Consider the following 23,213-nt stretch of genomic DNA (forward strand, 5'->3'; position numbering starts at 1 on the left):
TATATGGACACTTTTTGGGAGAACATAATTGTTGAAACTGCTGCAAGATATAGTGTTGTAATCTTATGTACAATTGTTTTTCTGGCAGTATTTGAGCTGGTAACATCTTATAAAAATTGGGAAGAAATAAAAAAGGGGAATATTTCAGTAGCAATGGCAACTGGAGGTAAAATTTTTGGTATTGCTACGATTTTTAGGTATTCCATAGAGCATAATGATACGTTATTAACGAGTATTGGATGGGGAGCCATTGGGTTTTTTCTATTAATTATTGCTTATTTTATATTTGAGTTTCTAACACCAACGATTAAAGTTGATGAAGAGATTGGAAAAGGAAATATTGCAGTTGGTTTTATATCCATGACTATTTCGATTAGCTTAGCTTTTGTAATAGGGGCAAATATTGTTTAGGGAGAGAAAATAATTGGATACATTGCAAGTTTTAGCAAGAATCTTAATTGTAGTAGCGATCATTTTTGTAATTATAGGGGTATTTTATTTGATCTAATTCATCCATTAATTCCAATTAATTATGCCGGCTCATTGAACTATTTATATATTTCATAAAAAAAAGTTAAATAAAATTTCAAAAAATATCAATTAGTCGGTATAATGTAATATAAATATAGTTATAAAGGAGGAATTGATGTGGAAGAAAAGTTATGGCATGCAAAATATCCAGGGGAAATTCCAACTACGATTGACTACGACGAGAAGCCATTACATGTCTTTTTGGAAGAGGCTTCTAAACGTTACGGAGAAAAGAAAGCGCTTCATTTTATGGGGAAGGAGATGTCATTTTCTGAACTCTATTCGCAAGCAAAGCGAATGGCAAACTACTTTCAGCAATTAGGATTAACGAAAGGCGATCGAGTTGCCATCATGTTACCAAACTGTCCTCAAGCTGTCGTCAGTTACTATGGGGCACTAATGGCTGGAGCTATTGTTGTTCAAACCAACCCTCTTTATACGGAAAGAGAGTTAGAATACCAACTAAACGATTCTGCAGCAACATTTATTATATGCTTGGATATATTGGTACCACGTGTTAAAAATGTAAAAGAAAACACGTCATTAAAGCATATGATTGTAACGGGTATTAAAGATTATTTGCCATTCCCTAAAAATTTGATCTACCCGTTTATTCAAAAAAAGCAATATAATCTTGTAGTAAAAGTTGAACATCGTGGAGACACGCATGTATGGATGAAAATACTTGAACAAACAACACCTAATTATCAAACGGTAGACGTCAATCCGAAGGAAGATTTGGCATTATTACAGTACACTGGAGGAACGACAGGGTTTCCTAAAGGAGTTATGTTAACTCATTTTAACCTCGTTTCTAATGTCCAAATGTGTGATGCTTGGCTTTATAAAACGAAACAGGGAGAAGAAGTTGTTCTAGGTGTTTTACCATTTTTCCATGTTTATGGTATGACAACCGTAATGAACATGTCGATCATGGCAGGGCAAAAAATGATATTAATGCCTAAGTTTGATGCTGGGGATGTACTTAAGACAATTCATAAACAGAGACCTACATTATTTCCAGGTGCTCCTACTATTTATGTAGGTTTACTAAATCATCCAGATTTGGAAAAGTACGACTTATCCTCGATAGAGGCTTGTATAAGCGGATCAGCGCCACTACCTATAGAAGTACAAGAGCAATTTGAAAAAGTAACTGGTGGACGGTTAGTAGAAGGATATGGTCTAACAGAGTCTTCTCCAGTTACACATGCAAATTTTGTGTGGGAAAAACGAATTAATGGTAGTATTGGTATACCTTGGCCAGATACAGATGCCAAAATTCTAGATATGGAAACATTAGAAGAGGCTGAAATTGGGGAAGTTGGAGAAGTTGCTGTCAAAGGACCTCAAGTCATGAAGGGCTATTGGAATAACCAAGAAGAAACCGATAACGTGTTAAAGGATGGTTGGTTATTCACTGGTGATATGGGGTACATGGACGAAAATGGATATTTCTATATTGTTGATCGTAAAAAAGATATGATTATTGCAGGGGGATATAATATATATCCAAGAGAAATAGAGGAAGTATTATATGAGCATGAAGGTGTTTTAGAAGTAGCGGTAGCGGGTATTCCGGATCCATACCGTGGTGAAACGGTCAAAGCCTATGTTGTAGCCAAAAATGGATATATACTTACGGAAGATGAATTAAATACGTATTGTAGAAAACATCTTGCTGCTTACAAAGTTCCAAGATTATATGAATTTCGTGATGAATTACCTAAAACAGCAGTTGGGAAAATATTAAGAAGACAGTTGGTAGAAAGTGAAAAGATAGAAAGTAAGGAATTAGAAGAAAGTAACTCAAATTGAGCTATATGCTCTTTTTTACCCTTTTTTGTACAAGCTAATAAATATCATTGACATCTCCATTTAGTAAACGTATAATATTTTATGAATGAGTATTCATTCATTTTCAGCATGAAGGTAGTTTGAAGGAGAATTTTATGAAGAAAAACAAACCAAAGTACAAATTGATCATTGACGCAGCTGTTGAAGTTATTGCAGAAAATGGATACCATGCTTCACAAGTGTCGAAAATCGCTAAAAAAGCAGGCGTAGCAGATGGAACCATATACTTATATTTTAAGAATAAAGAAGATATACTTGTCTCGGTATTTGACGAAAAGATGGGGCAATTTATCGACCAAATTATTACAGCAATCAATCAAAAAGAAAATGCGAATGAGAAGTTATTAACGCTTATACAAATGCATTTTAGTCAGCTTGCCGAAGATCACCATCTTGCAATTGTTACACAGTTAGAATTAAGACAGTCGAATATTGATTTGCGTCTTCAGATTAATAAAGTACTAAAACCTTACTTATCCCTTATTGATTCCATTATCCAAGAGGGGATAGAACAAAAGCTGTTTCGAGACGATTTAAATCGTAAACTTGTACGGCAAATGATATTTGGTACATTAGATGAAACCGTAACAAACTGGGTAATGAAAGAAGAAAAGTACGATTTGGTGGGTCTTGCACCATCCGTTCATGCTTTGATTACAAATGGTCTCACAGTAAAGTAGAATAATTAGGTCTCTTTTGTTCAAGGAGACCTAAGTAAGGCATGATAAAGTAATTAGATTTTGTTAAGATAGAATAGAGGAGGGGAAAAATGGGGACATTAGCATATGATTTACAGAAACATGTAGCTGTATTAACGATTCAAAGTCCACCAGCTAATGCATTATCTAGTAATCTATTACGCGATCTTTCTGAAAAATTAGATTTAATTGAATCAGAACCATCCGTAAAAGCAATTGTTATGAAGGGAGAAGGTAAATTTTTCTCAGCAGGGGCAGACATCAAAGAATTTACTTCATTTCAACATTCCTCTGATTACCAATCATTATCAGAAGAAGGTCAACGATTATTTGATCGTATGGAGAATTTTTCTGTACCAATTATAGCTGCTATACATGGTGCAGCATTAGGTGGCGGTTTAGAATTAGCGATGGCTTGCCATATTCGTATCGTTGCAGAAAATGCCAAACTAGGACTACCAGAATTAAATCTAGGAATCATACCAGGATTTGCTGGCACACAGCGGTTACCAAGATATGTAGGTACATCGAAAGCATATGAGTTAATTTTAAGCGGTGAACCAATTAGTGGTGTAGAAGCGAAGGATTTAGGGTTAGCAAATCAGGCTGTTGCAGATAATGAAGTCTTTGATGAAGCTATGAAACTAGCATCAAAAATAACTGCGAAAAGTAAGCCTACAATTAACCAAGTCATGCAATTAATCCCTTTTGCAAATACTTCTCAGTTTGCTGAGGGAGTTAGAGCAGAAGCAAAAGCTTTTGGCGAGGTCTTTGGCTCTGAAGATGCAAAAGAAGGTGTGAAAGCCTTTATTGAAAAGCGAAAACCAAACTTCCAGGATAAATAGATCTATCTTCATCTATTATCATATTTTTGTAGCATGGAAAGTGAAAGCCTTTCCATGATCGGATAAGTACAACTAGGGTATTCGCTATAATTATTTGCGAATAAAAAGGAGGATAACATATGAATATTTATGTTTTATTGAAAAAGACATTTGATACAGAGGAAAAAATTGCTGTGACAGATGGTCGTATTGAAGATGAAGGTGTAGAATTTATCATTAACCCTTATGACGAATATGCGGTTGAGGAAGCAATTAAACAACGTGATGAACATGGTGGAGAAGTTACCGTTGTTACTATTGGTGATGAAGATTCTGAAAAACAATTGCGAACAGCATTGGCAATGGGTGCAGATAAAGCTGTCTTAATTAATACAGAGGAAGATTTAGAGGATGGTGATCAATTCACAACTGCTAAAATATTAGAAGCATTTTTTGAAGATAAAGAAGTTGATTTAATTTTAGCAGGTAATGTCGCTATTGATGAAGCTAGTGGTCAAGTTGGGCCAAGATTGGCAGAGCGATTGGGAATCCCTTATGTTACGACAATAACTAATCTTGAGATTGATGGAGATACAGTAAAAATTGATAAGGATGTTGAAGGTGACGTAGAAAAAGTAGAAACAAGTTTACCTGTTCTTGTTACATGTCAACAGGGTTTAAATGAACCAAGATACCCATCGTTACCAGGGATCATGAAAGCGAAAAAGAAACCATTAGAAGAACTGGAAATTGATGACCTTGATTTAGATGAAGATGAGCTTGAACCTAAAACGAAGACAGTTGATATCTTCTTACCTCCTGAAAAAGAAGCTGGTAGAGTATTAGAGGGAGAGATTAACGAGCAAGTGCAAGAGCTAGTTTCATTACTTAAAAACGAATCTAAGGTATTATAATCTTTTTACTTTTTCGGTCTCACATTGTGCAACGATGGCATGAAGATAAGCAAAGTTTTCTATACAGAAGGGAGAAGTTCTCATGAGCGATAAATTATTAGTTATTGGAGAAACAAGAGATGGTGTTTTACGAAACGTAACATTTGAAGCAATCGCCGCGGCTAAAAAAATAAAACCCGATGGTGAGATTGTTGGAGTTTTATGTGGGGAAGATGAATTAGAAAAACAAGGTCAAGAAATGATATATTATGGTGCAGATCGTGTAGTAACGTTAAAAAACTCCACTTTGAAAACGTATACTTCAGACGGTTTTGGTCAGGCGGTAATGTCTGTTATTGATGAAGAATCGCCATATGGTATAGTAATGGGGCATACTGCTGTTGGAAAAGACTTAACACCTAAAATTGCTGCTAAATTAGAGTCGGGATTAATTTCGGATGCTACAGATATTGAAGTTGATGGTGATGAAGTTGTATTTACTAGACCAATCTATTCAGGAAAAGCATTTGAGAAGAAGACAATTACTAGTGGATTAGTATTCGTTACGATTCGCCCAAATAATATACCTGCACTTGATCGTGATGGTTCTCGATCTGGTGATATCCAAGCAAAAGACGTTGACGTTACAGATTTAAGAATGGTGATTAAAGATGTTATTCGCAAAGCATCAGAAGGAGTAGATTTATCTGAAGCCAACGTCATCGTAGCTGGTGGTCGTGGGGTAAAAAGTGCAGATGGGTTTAAGCCTTTATACGAATTAGCGGATGTATTAGGTGGAGCTGTTGGTGCTTCAAGGGGTGCTTGTGATGCGGATTATTGTGATTACTCCTTACAAATCGGTCAAACCGGTAAGGTAGTTACACCTGATTTATACATTGCAGTTGGTATTTCTGGTGCTATTCAGCATTTAGCTGGTATGTCAAACTCAAAAGTTATCGTGGCTATCAACAAAGATCCCGAAGCAAATATCTTTAATGTTGCTGACTATGGAATTGTTGGTGATCTATTTGAAGTTGTTCCTATGCTGATTGAAGAGATTAAAAAGATTAAAGCATAGGATATCCGAAAGATCTAACCACATGGTTAGGTCTTTTATATTTTGTTGATAATTATTAACGGTTTAAGCAAACTATTAGTAAGCAAATATTATTGATGATATACTCGATAACGAGTAAAGTTTGAGGAGGATTAAATATGGCAATTGTGAATGTAACTGATCAAACCTTCGCTAGTGAAACAGCTGAAGGATTAGTGCTAGCTGATTTTTGGGCACCTTGGTGTGGTCCATGTAAAATGATTGCTCCGGTTCTTGAAGAAATCGATGGCGAAATGTCAGATAAAGTGCAAATTGTTAAACTTGATGTTGATGAGAATCAAGAAACAGCAGGTAAATTTGGAGTAATGAGTATTCCGACACTATTATTATTCAAAGACGGAAATGTTGTAGATCAAGTTATTGGTTTCCAACCAAAAGAAGCACTTGTTGAATTAATAAACAAGCACGCATAAGTAAATGCGAATAATACACGAAGTAATAAAGAGAAATCCCTTGTTGCCAACTGTGACAAGGGATTATCTTTAGTTGAAAAGTTTTTAGTTAAGGGATGTAGTTGGTAATGAACCAAACAATAAAAGAAAAGTTAGCAGTACTCCCTGCACAACCTGGTTGTTATCTTATGAAAGATAAAAATAACACGGTTATTTATGTAGGAAAATCGAAGATGCTAAAAAACAGAGTCCGGTCATATTTTACTGGGGCTAACGATCAGAAAACGCAACGTTTAGTTCAAGAGATTAATGATTTTGAATATATTATAACTACTTCGGAAATTGAAGCACTTATATTAGAGATGAATTTAATCAAAAAATATGATCCTAAGTATAACGTAATGTTGAAAGATGATAAATCCTATCCATACTTAAAAATCACTTCGGAGCGACACCCTCGTTTATTGATCACTCGAAAAGTAAAAAGGGATAAAGGAAAATACTTTGGACCATACCCTAATGTGTCTGCAGCTAGAGAGACTAAAAAGTTATTAGATCGTTTATATCCTTTAAGAAAATGTAACAACCCTCCAGGTAGATACTGCTTATACTATCATATGGGTCAATGTTTAGCGTGTAGTGAGGAACCAGCTTCTAAAATGGAATATGACCGAATCGTTCAGAGTATTACGTCATTTCTGCACGGCGGATTTAAAGAGATCAAAAAAGACTTGCAAGCAAAAATGTATGAAGCAAGTGAACAGCTTAATTTTGAACGAGCACAGGAATTAAGAGACCAAATCCAACATATTGAAGTTGTCATGGAACAGCAAAAAATGACTCTTAATGACAATGTGGATCGGGATGTATTTGGGTATAGCTATGATAAAGGCTGGATGTGTGTGCAAGTGTTCTTTATTCGTCAGGGAAAATTAATTGAAAGAGATGTAGCTGTTTTCCCATTTTTCGATGATCCGGAAGACACTTTCACTAGCTACATAGGTCGATTTTACCTACATCAGCATCATCCAAAGCCAAAGCAAATATTTGTACCAATTGGAATGGATACAGAACTATTAAAAGAACTATTGGAGATAGATGTTCATACTCCGTATCGTGGGCGGAAGAAAGAATTAGTTGAACTTGCTATGGAAAATGCAAAAGCATCCTTAAAAGAGAAATTCTCTATTATTGAACGGGATGAAGAACGGACAATTGTGGCAGTTGAAAAGCTAGGTGAAGCGTTGAATATCGAAACCCCACATCGAATAGAAGCTTTTGATAATTCTAATATCCAAGGTACAGACCCTGTATCAGCAATGGTAGTATTTACAGATGGAAAACCAAATAAAAAGGAATATCGAAAATATAAAATTAGAGATGTGGAAGGTCCAGATGATTATGAAACAATGCGTGAAGTTATTCGTAGGCGTTACACAAGGGTATTAAAGGAGTCATTACCATTACCCGATTTAATTGTTATTGATGGTGGGAAAGGTCAAATGGGAGCTGCATTAGATGTATTAGAAAATGAACTAGGTGTATATATTCCATTGTGCGGTCTAGCTAAAGACGATAAACATAAGACAAGTGAATTACTCTATGGAGATCCTCCTATGGTTATTCCGCTGTCGAGAAAATCACAGGAATTTTATTTAGTGCAACGCATTCAAGATGAAGTCCATCGTTTTGCTATTTCCTTTCATCGACAATTGCGAGGGAAAAGTCTATTTCAATCAGAGTTGGATAAGGTTCCAGGTGTTGGTGAAAAAAGGCGCAAACTACTTTTAACTCATTTTAAATCTGTATCCGAAATAAAGAGTGCTTCTATACAAGATCTAACAAAGCTAGGTATACCAACGAATATAGCCGAGGAAATATTAACCCATTTAAATGAAAAAAAAGAAGAATAAAAGAAGCACCTTATTCACGGAATGAGCATTCACTGATTTAGTGAATCTCATTCCGTTATTTACTATAAATTCCTCATTTGATTTTGTATTATTTTCTGTACTTCAATACTCTTCTAAAATTAATTTGTAAATAAAATTTTAAATTCTATTTGATGAATTTTCTTGTGTATTTCTTCGATACATTCACATTCCATTCCTTTTAATGAATATATTGCTTCAGCGAGAAAACCTGCTTCAAGACGAAAAGTAGCATCAATAGGTGCTTGAAGTCGCTGTACTACCGCATCTGATAGTAAATGAAAAATAAGTTCATGTTTCTTTTCCTTAATAAGTTCTAATTTACCCCATCCGGATTTTTCGAAAAAGTAGATGATGTCCCCTAATGAACTGATTTCAAATTTTCGAGCTAAATTCTTCCCCATAAAATAAAGTAACGTGTCTGTTTCTGACCCTAATAAGTCAGGTAAACTTATGTACCGAATGATATCATAACCTGCTCCAGAATTATCCAATTGCTCAAGAACAGATAACGACAATTGTTCGTGTTTTTTAGCCATATATGTATCCCTTTCTTTGTATAAATTAGCGATAATAAACGATAACTAGTAATATTATCTATGCATTCTTATTATTGTGCAAGGGAAGAGTGATTACTATTGAAATTTATAATTTAGGAAAAATAAAGATTCCTTTCCTTGACGCTTATTGTAGATAGAAGTACAATAAATATGTTGCAAATATGTACATTTTAAGAACAATAAAGAATTTACTTTTATTGTCTGAAATGTCAACTTTTATAAAAAATCATAGATGAACTAAGGGGGGTAACACATGGCAGAACATCGCGAGTTTTTTTACAGAAGATTACACTCACTATTAGGCGTAGTTCCAATCGGGATTTTCTTGATTCAGCATTTAGTGGTGAATCATTTTGCTGTGTATGGGGAAGAAAGTTTCAATAAGGCTGCTGCATTTATGCATGATCTTCCTTTTAGAATCTTGCTTGAGACTTTCATTATTTTCCTACCGATTTTATTCCATGCTATTTTAGGGGTTTACATTGTGTTTACTGCAAAAAACAATGTAAAAAGGTATGGGTTCTTCCGTAATTGGTTGTTCTACTTACAACGTTTTACTGGAATCGTTACATTAATATTCATTTCATGGCATGTTTGGGAAACGCGAGTACAAATTGGACTAGGTAATGCTGATTTGGATTACAGCTTAATGGAAGGGATATTAGCTAATCCTGTAATGTTTTGGTTCTATATTATTGGTGTAATTTCAACTGTATTCCATTTCTCGAATGGTTTATGGGGATTCTTAGTTTCTTGGGGCTTTGCTCAATCACCAAGATCTCAAAAAATTGTTACATATGGAACACTAGTTGTGTTCTTAGCTGTTAGTTACATTGGTGTTCGTTCACTAATTAGATTTGCTTATGGAGTATAAGAAAAAGGGAGTGAGTAATCAATATGAGTAATCGTAAAGTCGCTGTAGTTGGCGGAGGTTTAGCTGGACTTATGGCAACTATAAAAGCTGCTGAAGCTGGTGTAAGCGTTGACTTATTTTCTGTAGTACCTGTAAAACGCTCTCACTCTGTATGTGCCCAAGGCGGAATAAATGGGGCTGTTAATACAAAAGGAGAAGGCGATTCTCCAATGATTCACTTTGATGATACGGTCTATGGTGGGGATTTCTTGGCAAACCAACCACCAGTAAAGGCAATGTGTGAAGCAGCGCCAAGTATCATTCATATGTTGGACCGTATGGGAGTTATGTTTAACCGCACTCCTGAAGGACTTTTGGACTTTAGACGTTTTGGTGGTACTCAACATCACCGCACAGCATATGCTGGAGCAACTACAGGTCAACAATTATTATATGCTTTAGATGAACAAGTTCGTCGTTATGAAGTAGAAGGATTAGTAACTAAATTTGAAAGCTGGGAATTTGTAGGTATCGTCACCGATGATGAAGGAGTCGGTAGAGGTATAGTAGCTCAGGATATTAAAACACATGAGATCAAGTCTTTCCCATCTGATGCGACAATAATGGCTACTGGAGGTCCTGGTATTATCTTTGGTAAGTCAACCAACTCTATGATTAATACAGGTTCTGCAGCTAGTGCTTTATATCAGCATGGCGCGAAGTATGCAAACGGTGAATTCATTCAAATTCACCCAACAGCAATTCCAGGAGACGATAAACTTCGTTTAATGAGTGAATCTGCACGTGGTGAAGGTGGTCGAGTTTGGACCTATAAAGATGGTGAACCTTGGTATTTCCTAGAAGAGAAATATCCTGCATATGGTAATCTTGTACCTCGCGATATAGCAACGCGCGAGATATTTGATGTTTGCGTAAACCAAAAACTAGGAATAAATGGAGAGAATATGGTTTACCTTGACCTTTCTCATAAGGATCCAAAAGAATTAGATGTAAAACTTGGTGGTATTATTGAGATTTACGAAAAATTTGTTGGAGAAGATCCACGTAAGGTTCCGATGAAAATCTTCCCAGCTGTTCACTATTCTATGGGCGGACTTTGGGTTGACTATAATCAAATGACAAATATTCCTGGTATCTTCGCAGCTGGTGAATGTGATTATTCTCAGCATGGAGGAAATCGCTTAGGTGCTAACTCATTACTTTCTGCGATATATGGTGGAATGGTTGCTGGACCGAAAGCAATTGAATACATTGATGGTCTTGAAAAGCATGTTGACGATCTACCATCAAGTATATTTGATAATAGAGTTAAAGAAGAAGAAGAAAAATTTGAAGCAATGATGAAGATGGATGGTAACGAAAATGCTTATCAGTTACACCAAGAGCTTGGTGAATGGATGACAGATAATGTTACCGTTGTTCGTGACAATGAAAAATTACTTAAGACTGATGAAAAAATTCAAGAGTTGCTCGAACGTTGGGAAAATATTAACGTAAATGATACAGCAAGATGGAGTAACCATGGTGTTATGTTTACACGTCAATTAAAAAATATGTTACATCTTGCACGTGTAATTACTATTGGTGCATATAATCGTAACGAGAGTCGTGGTGCTCATTATAAACCTGAATTCCCTGAGCGTAATGATGAAGAGTGGTTAAAGACTACGATTGCTGAATTTGATAAAGAAACAAATTCACCTGTTTTCTCTTATGAGGAAGTGGATGTATCTTTAATCAAGCCTCGTAAACGTGATTACACCAAAAAAAGCGAAGGGAGTAAATCATAATGGCTGAACAACAGACAGTTAGATTTATTATAACTAGACAAGACAGCCCAGAATCTGCTCCTTATGAAGAAGCATTTGATGTTCCATATCGTAAAAACATGAATGTTATCTCTGGGTTAATGGAAATCCGTAAAAATCCGGTAACTGCAAATGGGGAAAAGACAACTCCTGTACAGTGGGATATGAACTGTTTAGAGGAAGTTTGTGGTGCTTGTTCTATGGTAATTAATGGTACTGCAAGACAATCTTGTGCAGCACTAGTCGACGAATTAGAACAGCCAATTAGATTGGAACCAATGTCAACATTCCCAGTTGTACGTGACTTAATTATTGATCGTGAACGTATGTTTGACGCACTTAAACAAGTAAAAGCTTGGATTCCGATTGACGGTACACATGATTTAGGTCCTGGACCGCGTATGCCTGAGAAGAAACGTCAATGGGCATATGAGTTATCCAAATGTATGACTTGTGGTGTATGTTTAGAGGCTTGTCCAAATGTTAATGATAAATCTGACTTTATTGGACCTGCTGCAATTTCTCAGGCTCGTTTATTCAATTCACATCCAACTGGAGAGATGAATAAGAGTGAGAGATTAGAAGGTTTAATGGAAGATGGTGGAATTGAAGGGTGTGGAAATGCACAAAACTGTGTACAGGTATGTCCTAAAGGTATCCCTTTGACGACTTCAATTGCAGCAATGAATCGTGCAACAACTATTCAATCATTTAAGAATTTCTTTGGTAGCGATAACGCACATTAATAATAATTTTTCTTTTATCAACATGAACCCTTACCTTATTATGGTAGGGGTTATTTTTCTAATGCAGAAGACAGAAAGAGGAGAAATTAGACATGAAAAATATTAGTTATATAGAAGACATGAAAGAATGGAGATCAGAGTTTTCATTTTCTATTCCGATCAATATTCGTTTTTCTGAAACAGATATGTTTGGACATGTTAATAATGTTTCACCATTCATATATTTTGAAGAAGCCCGTATTGAATTCTTGAAGTCTCTTGGTCTATTTGGAGAGACTGAAGGAGAAGAAGGGATACCAATAGTAGCAGACCTTCAATGTGATTATCACAGACAAATGTTTTTTGGAGAAAGTATTAGACTTTATGTTAAAGTAAACGACGTAGGCAATAGTTCTTTTGATGTACATTATATGGCTTTAAACACAGAAGAGGAGCTATGCATAACAGGTCGAGGTCGAATGGTATACATTAACCCAGTAACAGGAAAACCTGTTTCACTAAGTGATGGTATGAAAGAAAAATTATTGTCTAGATAACTTGAAATAAAACCGACTTCCGAAAGAGGAAAGTCGGTTTTACTTAGAGCTTTAATTCACCCATGCGAATAAGCTCTACTACAGCTTGAGAACGCCCCTTGACTCCTAATTTTTGCATAGCATTTGAAATGTGGTTACGGACAGTTTTCTCAGATATAAACAATTCCTGGGCAATTTCTTTAGTTGTTTTGTCCTGTACTAAAAGTTCGAAAACTTCTTTTTCACGTTTAGTCAATAATTGCTTCGGTTTGTAGTCGTTGTCCTTCAAATGTTAACCCCTCCTTGCTGTCATAGAGCTGCGGTACGAAGGGCAATTATTTAGTCACTATTAGCTTATGAAGAGATACATAAACGGTGCGCACATTTCCTGTGCGAAGAATATATTACTATTAAAAAAATGTTACAGATTTATTTTCGTTAAGGTTTTACAGATAAATATAAGATTTTTAGTGTTTTTATGATAAAATATGACTATATAATGGGAATTTCACGGGAGGTTACATCTTGGAAAACGAATTACAAAGAGATGCAATAGAAAAATTAGAAAAACGACTACGCCATATATCAGGTGCTATTAAGCAGAACGGTCGGAAAATATTAAATAATTATCCCATCACCTCACCTCAATTTATCGCATTACAATGGTTACTGGAAGAAGGAGATTTAACCATTGGTGAATTATCTACAAAAAACGGATTGGCTTTTAGCACAACTACCGACCTTGTGGATCGAATGGAGAAAAATGAATTAGTTGAACGAGTTCGTGATCAAAGTGATCGCCGAGTAGTCCGTATACATGTGTTAGATAAAGGGAAACGAATAATTAAGGAAGTTATTTTAAAACGACAAGACTTTTTAGGAGAAGTACTGGAAAATTTTTCAGAAGAGCAAACTGCAACTCTTATAGAGTTATTGGATCAATTACATGATAAAATGAAAAGCGTAAATGAAAAATAACAGCAAAGAAGTAGAGGCGATATGTTTGAATAAACCAATTGGTGTCATTGACTCTGGTGTCGGTGGCCTAACGGTAGTACATGAGCTTATGAGACAGCTACCAAAAGAAAAACTGATTTATTTAGGTGATACACTTAGATGTCCCTATGGACCGAGACCAGAACATGAAGTAGTTCAGTTTACATGGGATATGGTAGAGTTCTTGTTGGAAAAAGACGTGAAAATGATTGTTGTCGCTTGTAATACAGCAACTGCATATACATTAAAGGAATTACAAGATCATTTGAGTATTCCTGTTGTTGGAGTTATCCAACCTGGTGCACGTGCAGCAATAAAGAATACGAAAAATAACCATGTAGGTATTATAGGTACGGAGGGAACAATTCGAAGTAATGCCTATATAGAAGCTCTACAATATATTAAGTCTGATTTAGACATAAATGCTTTAGCTTGTCCACTTTTTGTACCTATGGTTGAACAAGGGATATTAAGCGGTCTACAGGCTGAAGAAATTGTAAAAGAGTCACTTCAACCTCTTATGAGATATAAAGATGATATGGATTCGTTAATATTAGGGTGTACTCACTATCCTTTAATAAGAGAAGTTATCCAAAAAGTACTTGGTCCCCAAGTTACATTAATTTCATCTAGTGAAGAAACAGCAAGAGAAACAAGCGCAATATTAGAGTTTCATCAATTATTAAATACAGGAAACGAGCAAACAAATCATCAATTTTATACGACTGGTGAATTGGAAATTTTTACGGAAATCACGAAGAGTATTTTTAATAGTTCCATTGATAATTTACAAGCTGTTACGATTGAAAAAGCTGTGATTGCGAGAAATTAGGGTTCTTTATATAAAGGACCCTAATTTTTTTGTGCTAGAAATAATAAACGTTGGTCTAATTTTTGAATAGGCTCGTATATATAATAGTACAAACCATCGTAGGAGGGAATCACATGCGAAAGCACCGATTATTATTAATAATGGCTATCAGTATCTCGATTATATTGACAGGCTGTTTCCAAGGAGAACAATCACTTGAAGAAATGGATCCACCTCAGGATGCAGAAGCAGTAGATAATGATTTAACTTCTAGCATTCAATCAGAAGATAGTGAAGGGGAAAATGAAGAGGTAACTGAGAGTGAAGAGACAGCTGAAGAAAAAACCGTAGAAAGAGAACTGTATTTAATTGATTCAAATGGAATGGTTGCATCGCAAACATTAGAATTACCAATTCCAGAATCGAAAGAGGTTGCAACACAAGTATTAGAGTATTTAGTGAAAGATGGTCCAGTAACGCAAATGCTACCAAATGGCTTTCAAGCAGTACTGCCAGCTGATACAGAAGTTTTAGGCCTTGAATTAGAAGAAGATGGTACACTTATTGTTGATTTATCAGAGGAGTTTACCGAATATGATGCAAAAGAAGAAATTAAAATTCTTGAAGCAATGACATATACACTAACACAATTTGAAAATGTAGAACAAGTAAAATTGTGGGTTAATGGACATGAACAAGAAGTAATGCCTGTTAATGGAACTCCAATTGGTGACGGCTATTCTAGAGCTAATGGTATTAATGTAACGGAATCAGATAATATTGACCTTATTAATAGCAAGGCTGTAACGATGTATTTTCCTGCAGAACATGATGATAATCAATATTTTGTTCCTGTGACACAACATGTAAAAGCGGAAAATGGAGATGCGCTTCAAGCGATCGTAGATTCATTGGTTGATGGACCTGGGTATGTGACAAATCTAATGCATGTATTTAATGCAGGTGCACAATTGGTAGAAACTCCAAATCTACAAAACGGTGTTTTAGATTTGGTATTTAATGAAAATGTATTACAGGATATGGATAATTCTGTGATTTCTGATGAAGTTATGGAGACATTAGTTAGAACATTAACGGAACAACAAGACGTTGAAGCTGTTAATGTAAGGGTTGAAAATGTCGAACAGCTTGTTAATGAAAATGGTGAAGCATATTCGGAGCCAGTGACGAAAGAAACGTTTTTACCATCGGAAAAATTCTAGTTAGAAAAGCTGCTAGTCTATTGTTAAAACATGCTAACAAATGTTAGTGTGTTTTTTGTTTTTTAATACATGCTTTTGTACAAAATATGTTAAGCTAATGTTGGAAAGAGGAGGAGTTTTTTCATGAGAGAAGATCTAAGAAATACGAACCAATTAAGACCAATTACTATGATACCTAATTTTGTAAAACATCCAGAAGGCTCTGTGCTAATTCAAGTAGGAGAAACAAAAGTAATATGTAATGCAAGCATTGAAGATAGAGTTCCTCCTTTTATGCGCGGTCAAGGAAAGGGATGGATTACCGCCGAATATTCAATGCTCCCAAGAGCAACACAAGAGCGAAACATACGAGAATCATCTAAAGGGAAAGTTAGCGGGAGAACGATGGAAATTCAACGGTTGATCGGACGGGCGCTTCGTTCCGTAGTCGATCTAAACGTAATTGGAGAAAGAACGGTTTGGGTGGATTGTGATGTTATTCAAGCAGATGGTGGAACAAGGACTGCTTCCATAACGGGAGCTTTTGTTGCTGTTGTATTAGCCTTTGGAAAAATGCTAGAACAGAAAAAAATGAATAAAATGCCAGTTACAGATTTTTTAGCTGCTACATCGGTTGGCGTGTTAGCAGATGGAACGGAGATACTGGATTTGAATTATGAGGAAGATTCAAAGGCTGCAGTGGATATGAATATAGTTATGACAGGTGCTGAGGAGTTTGTAGAAATACAAGGTACAGGAGAAGAGGCTACCTTTTCATTTACTCAGTTGCAAATGATGCTTAATTTGGCAAATGAAGGTTTGAAGCAAATCATTGATATCCAGAAAGAGACGTTAGGTGATTTAGCAGTTCGTATTGGCGAGACAATTAAAGATGGTGATAAATGATGAAAAAAGTAGTTATTGCTACAAAAAATAAAGGAAAAGCTTTGGAGTTTAAATCATTATTTAAAAAATATAATATTGAAGCAATCTCTTTGTTAGAGTTAGAAAAAGAAGTACCAGATGTTGAGGAAACAGGAACTACATTTCAAGAAAATGCTGCATTAAAGGCGGAAGAAATAGCTAATCTGTTAAATACACCAGTATTAGCTGATGATTCGGGGTTAGAAATCGATGCATTGGATGGTAGACCAGGGATATTTTCTGCTAGATATGCAGGCGAACAAAAAGATGATCAGGCAAATATAGACAAAGTCTTGAAAGAACTAAAAGAAGTTCCTGAAAAAGGTCGGTCCGCGCGTTTTGTATGTGTATTAGCAATTGCAATTCCAGGAGAAGAAACCATTTTTCGCACTGGTTACTGTGAAGGAGAAATAAATACAGAACAAAAAGGAGATAATGGCTTCGGTTATGATCCTATTTTTATTCCAAATGGATATGAATTGACTATGGCCGAGCTAGAACCTGAAGAGAAAAATAGCATAAGTCACCGCAAAAATGCAATTATTCAATTAGAGGATTGGCTAAAAACCATGTAACTACTTTATCAGAAGAGGTGAGCTTATGAATCGCGTGTTATTAGTAAGTGATAGCCATGGACTAACAAACGAATTAGAAAAAATAAAAAGTCGACATGATTGTACATACATGTTTCATTGTGGAGATTCAGAGCTAGAAATAGATAAACCAGAGTTGGAAGGCTTTATAAAAGTTGCAGGCAATTGTGATTTTGATCCCCGTTATCCTGAAGAACAGGTTACCGACATAGGAAATCTTAGGTTTTTTGTGACGCATGGTCATCTACATCAAGTTAAAATGAATATGATGACAATTTCGTATAGAGCAGAAGAACTAGGGACAAATGTTGTTTGTTTCGGTCATACTCATATAGCTGGTGCTGAAAAAATTGGAAAACAATTATTCATTAATCCAGGAAGCATTCGACTCCCTAGAAATAGGGTGGAAAGAACGTATGCCATTGTGGAGTGGGAAACGATAAGTGATATTAAAGTTGATTTTTACACCGTAGAGGGTGAATTAGTTCCAGATATGTCATACAAAACAAGTCTTACTGAATAAATTTGTTTTTAGCAGATAGGAAAGCATAAACTTCCCTATCCTGCATAAGTGCATCGAAGGCTTTTGCCATAAATGCTTGTACTCAGGGAGTATAAGGGCTTCAAAAAAGTAAAGAACTCTTTTCAAGAATCTCTTTAACAATAGCCAAGTTTTCTAACATGCTTTTCAAAGGGTTTCATTAACCTTTGAAAAGCATGTTATTTTTTAAAAAAAAAGTGTTGACAATGACAGGTATAATCCATATAATAAATCTTGTGACCAAAAATGAAACACATATTTATATGGCTTTACGCGGATGTAGTTACGAGCATAACATCCATCGAAAAAGCTTCGAGTTGCCTTGAAGCACCAATCATCATTGAATAAACTTGCAGATGTAGAGGCATAGCTTGCCCAAATGATGTGCGTGAAACCAATGAATTATTTATAAACCTTTATGCGGGTGTAGTTTAGTGGTAAAACCTCAGCCTTCCAAGCTGATGTCGAGGGTTCAATTCCCTTCACCCGCTCCATACATATGTCCCAGTAGCTCAGCTGGATAGAGCAACAGCCTTCTAAGCTGTGGGTCGCAGGTTCGAATCCTGCCTGGGACGTAACCTAAAATAAAACCTAATCCTTTGTTATATAAGGGATTAGGTTTTGTTTATTTCTTTGATTGACCACTGTATTATCAATAAAAAAATGACGTTTGGGTATCAATAAGGCGAGACTATTGTAAATAAGGGTGATCAGGAGATAGTTTATTCTTAAATAGGGTTAACTTGTTTACGTTAGATTTAATTTTTTAGGAAAATTTATATATACTATTAAGTAAATCCAAATTTGCATAAAAGGAGGGAATATATGGAAAGTGAAAATGAGAAGATCATACTTTTTCCTAAATGGAGAAAGGCATTGGAGGAAGAAAGCTTAGAAGCTTTGAAAGCGAAAAGATATGAAGAAGCATTATCAAAGTTAAATCAACTTATAAGTTTTCAGATACATAATCATGAAATTATCATAGGAAAATTGATTTGCTTGATGGAATTAGGTAGACACCAAGAAGCTCAAGAGCTTTGTGAAGAGGTAATGAGTGTAAAGGATGAAGATTATTATCACTATGTACATATTTATCTAACCATCCTGTTTCAAACGAATCAATACAGTCTGTTGATGGATCAGGTTGATTATGAACTTGAGACTCAGGATATACCATATATGATACGTGAACAGTTTAAACAACTTTATGATGTAAGCTCAAAGATGATTAAAGATGCAAAAAATGAGGAAACAACAGAATATCTACTGGAATTACAAGAAGCGGTTGAACAACAAGACCATTTAAAACAATGGCGTCTTATTGAGAGTTTACGAAAATTTAAATCCAACCCAGATAGGAAAGTTATTCAGTTATTGAAAAATGAACATGTACATCCTGTTATAAAGACAGCAATATTTCTTTGGTTACAGGATAACGAAATATCGGAAATAGTTGATGTCCAAAAGCTTGGCTTTCAACTACATGTGAATCCTTCAGATATGGTGGATTTACAATCACATACAACCATTAAACAAACCATGGTACTAATAAATGAATTAGAGCAAAAGAACCCATCACTATACCAATTACTGACCCAATTATTAAACCGTTATGCCTACGTAAGGTATCCTTTATTACCAACTAGTGAGGATGTAACGGATCTTGCTGAAGCTTTACTCTATATCGGGGAAGAAATGTTGAATATACATAATGGAAATAGGGAAGAACTGACAGATAAACAAAAATATTATATCAATGAAATACAAGTGTGTGAACAGTTGTATTTAAGTATTATAGAAGACTAAGGAAAACTCATTGCCTTAATTGCTTGAAAGGCATAATAATTATGGTATAATTAGGTGGTTGTAAATTTGAGATTCAACATAGCTTCCATACATATTATCTCGTTTGTAATTATGATGGGACGCATTTGACATTTTAAAATTGATAGAAATAATCAATGGAAATAATAGATTTTGGAGGGAATTATATGTCAACAAAATGGGAAAAACAAGAAGGTAACGAAGGGGTATTAACCTTCGGAGTAACTGCTGAGGAATTTGATACTGCTTTAGATAAAGCTTTTAAAAAAGTAGTAAAAACTGTTCAAATTCCAGGTTTCCGTAAAGGTAAAGTTCCACGTGGTATTTTTGAAAAACGATTTGGTGTAGAATCTTTATATCAAGACGCTGTAGATATCGTATTACCTGATGCATACATGAAAGCGATCGAAGAAGCAGGAATTGAGCCAATTGATCAACCTTCAATTGATATTGAAGAAATTGAAAAAGGAAAAGATCTTGTTTTTACAGCGCAGGTTACTGTGAAACCAGAGGTGAAATTAGGTGACTATAAAGGTCTAGAAGTGGAAGAGCAAGATACTACTGTTACAGACGAAGACGTTGACAATGAATTAGAACAATTAAGAGAGCGTCATGCAGAGCTTATCGTAAAAGAAGACGGTAAAGTTGAGAATGGTGACACAGTTGTTATGGACTTTGAAGGTTTCCTTGATGGAGAAGCTTTTGATGGAGGAAAAGGTGAAAACCATTCCTTAGAAATCGGTTCTGGACAATTTATTCCTGGTTTTGAAGAGCAATTAGTAGGTAAGGAAGCTGGAGAAGAAACTGAAATTGAAGTTACTTTCCCAGAGGATTATCATGCAGAAGAGCTAGCTGGTAAAAAAGCACAATTTAAAGTGAAAGTCCATGAAATTAAAACAAAAGAATTACCAGAGCTTGACGACGAATTTGCCAAAGATGTTGATGAAGAAGTTGAAACGCTAGAAGAATTAAAGAATAAGAAAAAAGAAGAGCTCGAATCTCAAAAGAAACAGGATGCAGATAATCAAAAACGTGAAACGTTAATTGAAAAAGCTTCAGAAAATGCTGAGGTAGATATTCCAGAAGCAATGGTTGATACAGAGTTAGATCGTATGGTGAAAGAGTTTGAACAACGTTTACAAATGCAAGGTATGACAATGGAAATGTATTTCCAATTCTCTGGTCAAGATGAATCTGCATTGAAAGAGCAAATGAAAGAAGATGCAGGTAAACGAGTAAAAACAAATCTAACACTTGAAGCAATTGCTAATGCTGAGGAACTTGAAGCATCTGATGAAGATGTTCAAGCAGAACTTGAAAATATGGCAACGATGTATGGTACAGATGTTGAGCAACTTAAGCAAATGCTTGGTGGTAACGCAGATGCCATTAAAGAAGATTTGAAATTTAGAAAAGCAATTGACTTTTTAGTTGAGAATAGTAAAGCAGTTTAATATAATTGCTTTACCAGAATTAAACATACAGAATAAAACAAGGTGCGGATCTTCGCACCTTGTTTTACACTATATACGTATCTTTTCAAGGATAAGTCAAAAAACTTGGTTTTGTTAAAGAGACTCCTGAACAAGGGTTCTCAGCTTTTTTAGCAGATATTGTTAAGTACAAGTCTTTATGGCAAAAGCCTTCGTTGCACTTATACAGCATAGGAAAGCATATACTTTCTTAGCTGCTAAATAAATTATCAACAAAAAGATCATGTAATTCATAGGTTGTATCATATACTATTAGAGAACTTGGCTTTTGTTAAAGGGATTCTTGAAATGAGTTCTTAGCTTTTTTAGAAGCCCTTATACTCTTTAGTACAATCTTTATGGAAAATCCTTAGTTGCACGTATGCAGGATAGCAAGAACCATACTTTTTGAACTGCCGATAAACGCTGCAAGCCTAATTTAATGCGATATTGCTTTCTCAGAATACCCTTTGTAGATCAGCGGAATAAACATAAAAGAGTATATTGTTTTGTTTTCTAATTTTCTTCTGATATGATTACTATGACAGTTGAAACAAAAAATCGTATAGCTTAGAAGTAGATCCAAACTTTTAGGGGTGAAATTTAATGTTTAAATTTAATGAAGAAAAAGGGCAATTAAAGTGTTCCTTTTGTGGAAAAAGTCAAGAACAAGTCCGTAAGCTAGTTGCTGGCCCAGGCGTTTATATATGTGACGAATGTATTGACCTATGTACCGAAATTGTAGAAGAAGAGCTTGGTACGGAAGAAGAAACAGAATATAAGGAAATTCCAAAACCGAAAGAGATCTGTGACATTCTTGATGATTATGTAATTGGACAAGAGAAAGCAAAGAAAAATCTTTCTGTTGCGGTATATAATCATTATAAAAGAATTAATTCAACGAAAAGTACTGACGATGTAGAACTGTCTAAAAGTAACATCGCAATGATCGGTCCAACAGGTAGTGGTAAAACATTACTTGCCCAAACATTAGCTAGAATCTTAAATGTACCATTTGCAATGGCTGATGCTACTTCTTTAACAGAAGCAGGGTATGTTGGAGAGGATGTAGAAAATATTCTTTTAAAGCTGATCCAATCAGCTGATTACGATGTAGAGAAAGCCGAGAAAGGGATTATCTATATCGATGAAATTGATAAAGTAGCTCGTAAATCTGAAAATCCTTCCATTACTCGTGATGTATCTGGTGAGGGAGTTCAGCAAGCGTTATTAAAAATTCTTGAAGGAACAGTAGCAAGTGTACCGCCTCAAGGAGGGCGTAAACATCCTCATCAAGAGTTTATACAAATTGATACAACAAATATTTTATTTATTTGTGGTGGAGCATTTGATGGAATAGACCAAGTAATCAAACGTCGTCTTGGTAAAAAGGTAATTGGATTTGGTTCCAACGAAAAACAAGAAGACTTGGATAAGGGGCAACTACTATCAAAAGTATTACCTGAAGATCTCTTACGTTATGGACTAATTCCTGAATTCATCGGAAGACTCCCAGTCATCGGAAGCTTAGAACCACTGGATGAAGAAGCATTGGTGGAGATCCTAACTAAGCCTAAAAATGCTCTAGTAAAGCAATATGTAAAACTATTTGATATGGATAATGTGGAATTAGAATTTGAAGAAGAAGCACTTGTTGAAATTGCTAAGAAAGCAATTGAACGTAAAACAGGAGCTCGTGGTCTTCGATCCATAATAGAAAGCATTATGTTAGATGTAATGTTTGAATTACCTTCACGTGAGGATATTGAAAAATGTGTGATTACAAAAGATACAGTTGTTAATGAAAATGGAAGTCCTAAACTAATCTTTACAGATGGAACAATTAAAGAAGGTAGCGAAACTCTACCAAGAGAAAGTGCGTAATAATTAGGCAACCTGTTTTCAAGTGGAGACTGACTTAGCTATTAGGTCCTTTGATTATTCTAAAAGGGCAAACTAACTGCTTTGTCAGTCTCTTACTTTTTGTGTAGGATTATCCCGTAACTATTGGAGGAAGACATCCACTTCAAGATTCACTTTTTATGTGGATGATGATTTGTTATAAAGGGAATAACTATAATGAAATGAATTAATATTAGGTAGC

General features: G+C 35.3%; 23 protein-coding genes and 2 tRNA genes. 23 read left to right on the plus strand and 2 right to left on the minus strand.

What is annotated here, in order from left to right; genetic code table 11:
* The first annotated feature begins 3 nt into the window (after positions 1-3).
* The 8 genes from GMD78_RS00750 to uvrC all read left to right on the plus strand — a co-directional run bounded on the left by GMD78_RS00750 (position 4) and on the right by uvrC (position 8,225).
* Positions 4-411, plus strand: coding sequence for a DUF350 domain-containing protein (locus tag GMD78_RS00750; protein ID WP_155666177.1), 408 nt, complete (start codon positions 4-6; stop codon positions 409-411).
* Between the two features lie 231 nt (positions 412-642).
* Positions 643-2,349: a long-chain-fatty-acid--CoA ligase gene (locus tag GMD78_RS00755; RefSeq protein ID WP_343042076.1), complete on the plus strand. Its 1,707-nt coding sequence runs from the start codon at positions 643-645 to the stop codon at positions 2,347-2,349.
* Positions 2,350-2,483: 134 nt separating this feature from the next.
* The gene (fadR, locus tag GMD78_RS00760; protein ID WP_155666179.1) at positions 2,484-3,068 is read left to right on the plus strand and encodes a fatty acid metabolism transcriptional regulator FadR; all 585 of its coding nucleotides are present in this window, start codon (positions 2,484-2,486) and stop codon (positions 3,066-3,068) included.
* An 89-nt stretch (positions 3,069-3,157) separates the two neighbouring features.
* Positions 3,158-3,931, plus strand: coding sequence for an enoyl-CoA hydratase (locus GMD78_RS00765; protein ID WP_155666182.1), 774 nt, complete (start codon positions 3,158-3,160; stop codon positions 3,929-3,931).
* A 119-nt stretch (positions 3,932-4,050) separates the two neighbouring features.
* Positions 4,051-4,824: an electron transfer flavoprotein subunit beta/FixA family protein gene (locus GMD78_RS00770; RefSeq protein ID WP_155666184.1), complete on the plus strand. Its 774-nt coding sequence runs from the start codon at positions 4,051-4,053 to the stop codon at positions 4,822-4,824.
* An 82-nt stretch (positions 4,825-4,906) separates the two neighbouring features.
* Positions 4,907-5,881 carry an electron transfer flavoprotein subunit alpha/FixB family protein gene (locus tag GMD78_RS00775; protein ID WP_155666186.1) on the plus strand — a complete coding sequence of 325 codons (975 nt, stop codon included), beginning with the start codon at positions 4,907-4,909 and terminating at the stop codon, positions 5,879-5,881.
* 137 nt (positions 5,882-6,018) lie between these two features.
* Positions 6,019-6,333: a thioredoxin gene (gene trxA / locus GMD78_RS00780; RefSeq protein WP_155666188.1), complete on the plus strand. Its 315-nt coding sequence runs from the start codon at positions 6,019-6,021 to the stop codon at positions 6,331-6,333.
* Positions 6,334-6,440: 107 nt separating this feature from the next.
* Complete coding sequence (uvrC, locus tag GMD78_RS00785; protein ID WP_155666190.1) at positions 6,441-8,225, plus strand: excinuclease ABC subunit UvrC; 1,785 nt, start codon at positions 6,441-6,443, stop codon at positions 8,223-8,225.
* Positions 8,226-8,344: 119 nt separating this feature from the next.
* Here uvrC and GMD78_RS00790 read toward each other — a convergent pair whose 3' ends face one another.
* Entirely contained in the window at positions 8,345-8,782 is a 438-nt protein-coding gene (locus GMD78_RS00790; protein WP_155666192.1) for a YslB family protein, read from the minus strand.
* A 274-nt stretch (positions 8,783-9,056) separates the two neighbouring features.
* Between GMD78_RS00790 and GMD78_RS00795 the strand changes: the two genes are divergently transcribed.
* From GMD78_RS00795 to GMD78_RS00810, 4 genes are all read left to right on the plus strand, one after another.
* Positions 9,057-9,677, plus strand: a complete 621-nt coding sequence (locus GMD78_RS00795; protein WP_155666194.1) for a succinate dehydrogenase cytochrome b558 subunit — start codon at positions 9,057-9,059, stop codon at positions 9,675-9,677.
* Between the two features lie 23 nt (positions 9,678-9,700).
* Entirely contained in the window at positions 9,701-11,467 is a 1,767-nt protein-coding gene (gene sdhA / locus GMD78_RS00800; protein ID WP_155666196.1) for a succinate dehydrogenase flavoprotein subunit, read from the plus strand.
* Positions 11,467-12,231 (plus strand): succinate dehydrogenase iron-sulfur subunit, encoded by a 765-nt coding sequence (gene sdhB / locus GMD78_RS00805; RefSeq protein WP_155666198.1) that lies wholly within the window; start codon positions 11,467-11,469, stop codon positions 12,229-12,231. Before sdhA ends, sdhB begins: the two co-directional genes overlap by 1 nt.
* 92 nt (positions 12,232-12,323) lie before the next feature.
* Positions 12,324-12,767: an acyl-CoA thioesterase gene (locus GMD78_RS00810; RefSeq protein ID WP_155666200.1), complete on the plus strand. Its 444-nt coding sequence runs from the start codon at positions 12,324-12,326 to the stop codon at positions 12,765-12,767.
* A 43-nt stretch (positions 12,768-12,810) separates the two neighbouring features.
* Here the strand turns inward: GMD78_RS00810 and GMD78_RS00815 are convergent, their stop codons facing one another.
* Positions 12,811-13,035 (minus strand): helix-turn-helix domain-containing protein, encoded by a 225-nt coding sequence (locus GMD78_RS00815; protein WP_072892025.1) that lies wholly within the window; start codon positions 13,033-13,035, stop codon positions 12,811-12,813.
* Between the two features lie 233 nt (positions 13,036-13,268).
* Between GMD78_RS00815 and GMD78_RS00820 the strand changes: the two genes are divergently transcribed.
* The 11 genes from GMD78_RS00820 to clpX all read left to right on the plus strand — a co-directional run bounded on the left by GMD78_RS00820 (position 13,269) and on the right by clpX (position 22,993).
* On the plus strand, positions 13,269-13,724 hold the full coding sequence (locus GMD78_RS00820) for a MarR family winged helix-turn-helix transcriptional regulator (RefSeq protein ID WP_343042077.1): 456 nt from the start codon (positions 13,269-13,271) through the stop codon (positions 13,722-13,724).
* A gap of 25 nt (positions 13,725-13,749) precedes the next feature.
* Positions 13,750-14,574 carry a glutamate racemase gene (gene racE / locus GMD78_RS00825; RefSeq protein ID WP_155666204.1) on the plus strand — a complete coding sequence of 275 codons (825 nt, stop codon included), beginning with the start codon at positions 13,750-13,752 and terminating at the stop codon, positions 14,572-14,574.
* A 113-nt stretch (positions 14,575-14,687) separates the two neighbouring features.
* Positions 14,688-15,776: a GerMN domain-containing protein gene (locus tag GMD78_RS00830; RefSeq protein WP_155666205.1), complete on the plus strand. Its 1,089-nt coding sequence runs from the start codon at positions 14,688-14,690 to the stop codon at positions 15,774-15,776.
* Between the two features lie 123 nt (positions 15,777-15,899).
* Complete coding sequence (gene rph, locus GMD78_RS00835) at positions 15,900-16,661, plus strand: ribonuclease PH (protein ID WP_155666207.1); 762 nt, start codon at positions 15,900-15,902, stop codon at positions 16,659-16,661.
* Positions 16,661-17,254 carry an XTP/dITP diphosphatase gene (locus tag GMD78_RS00840; RefSeq protein WP_155666909.1) on the plus strand — a complete coding sequence of 198 codons (594 nt, stop codon included), beginning with the start codon at positions 16,661-16,663 and terminating at the stop codon, positions 17,252-17,254. Before rph ends, GMD78_RS00840 begins: the two co-directional genes overlap by 1 nt.
* A gap of 25 nt (positions 17,255-17,279) precedes the next feature.
* Positions 17,280-17,795 (plus strand): metallophosphoesterase family protein, encoded by a 516-nt coding sequence (locus GMD78_RS00845; protein WP_155666209.1) that lies wholly within the window; start codon positions 17,280-17,282, stop codon positions 17,793-17,795.
* 438 nt (positions 17,796-18,233) lie between these two features.
* Positions 18,234-18,307, plus strand: a tRNA-Gly gene (locus GMD78_RS00850).
* 7 nt (positions 18,308-18,314) lie between these two features.
* Positions 18,315-18,388 (plus strand) — tRNA-Arg (locus tag GMD78_RS00855).
* A gap of 250 nt (positions 18,389-18,638) precedes the next feature.
* Complete coding sequence (locus GMD78_RS00860) at positions 18,639-19,619, plus strand: tetratricopeptide repeat protein (RefSeq protein WP_155666211.1); 981 nt, start codon at positions 18,639-18,641, stop codon at positions 19,617-19,619.
* 185 nt (positions 19,620-19,804) lie between these two features.
* Entirely contained in the window at positions 19,805-21,091 is a 1,287-nt protein-coding gene (gene tig, locus GMD78_RS00865; protein WP_155666213.1) for a trigger factor, read from the plus strand.
* 624 nt (positions 21,092-21,715) lie between these two features.
* A complete protein-coding gene (clpX, locus tag GMD78_RS00870) occupies positions 21,716-22,993 on the plus strand; it encodes an ATP-dependent protease ATP-binding subunit ClpX (RefSeq protein WP_155666215.1) in 1,278 nt (425 codons plus the stop codon).
* The last annotated feature ends 220 nt before the right edge of the window (positions 22,994-23,213 follow it).

The sequence above is a fragment of the Ornithinibacillus caprae genome, from assembly GCF_009728145.1.
Lineage (GTDB): Bacteria > Bacillota > Bacilli > Bacillales > Amphibacillaceae > Ornithinibacillus > Ornithinibacillus caprae.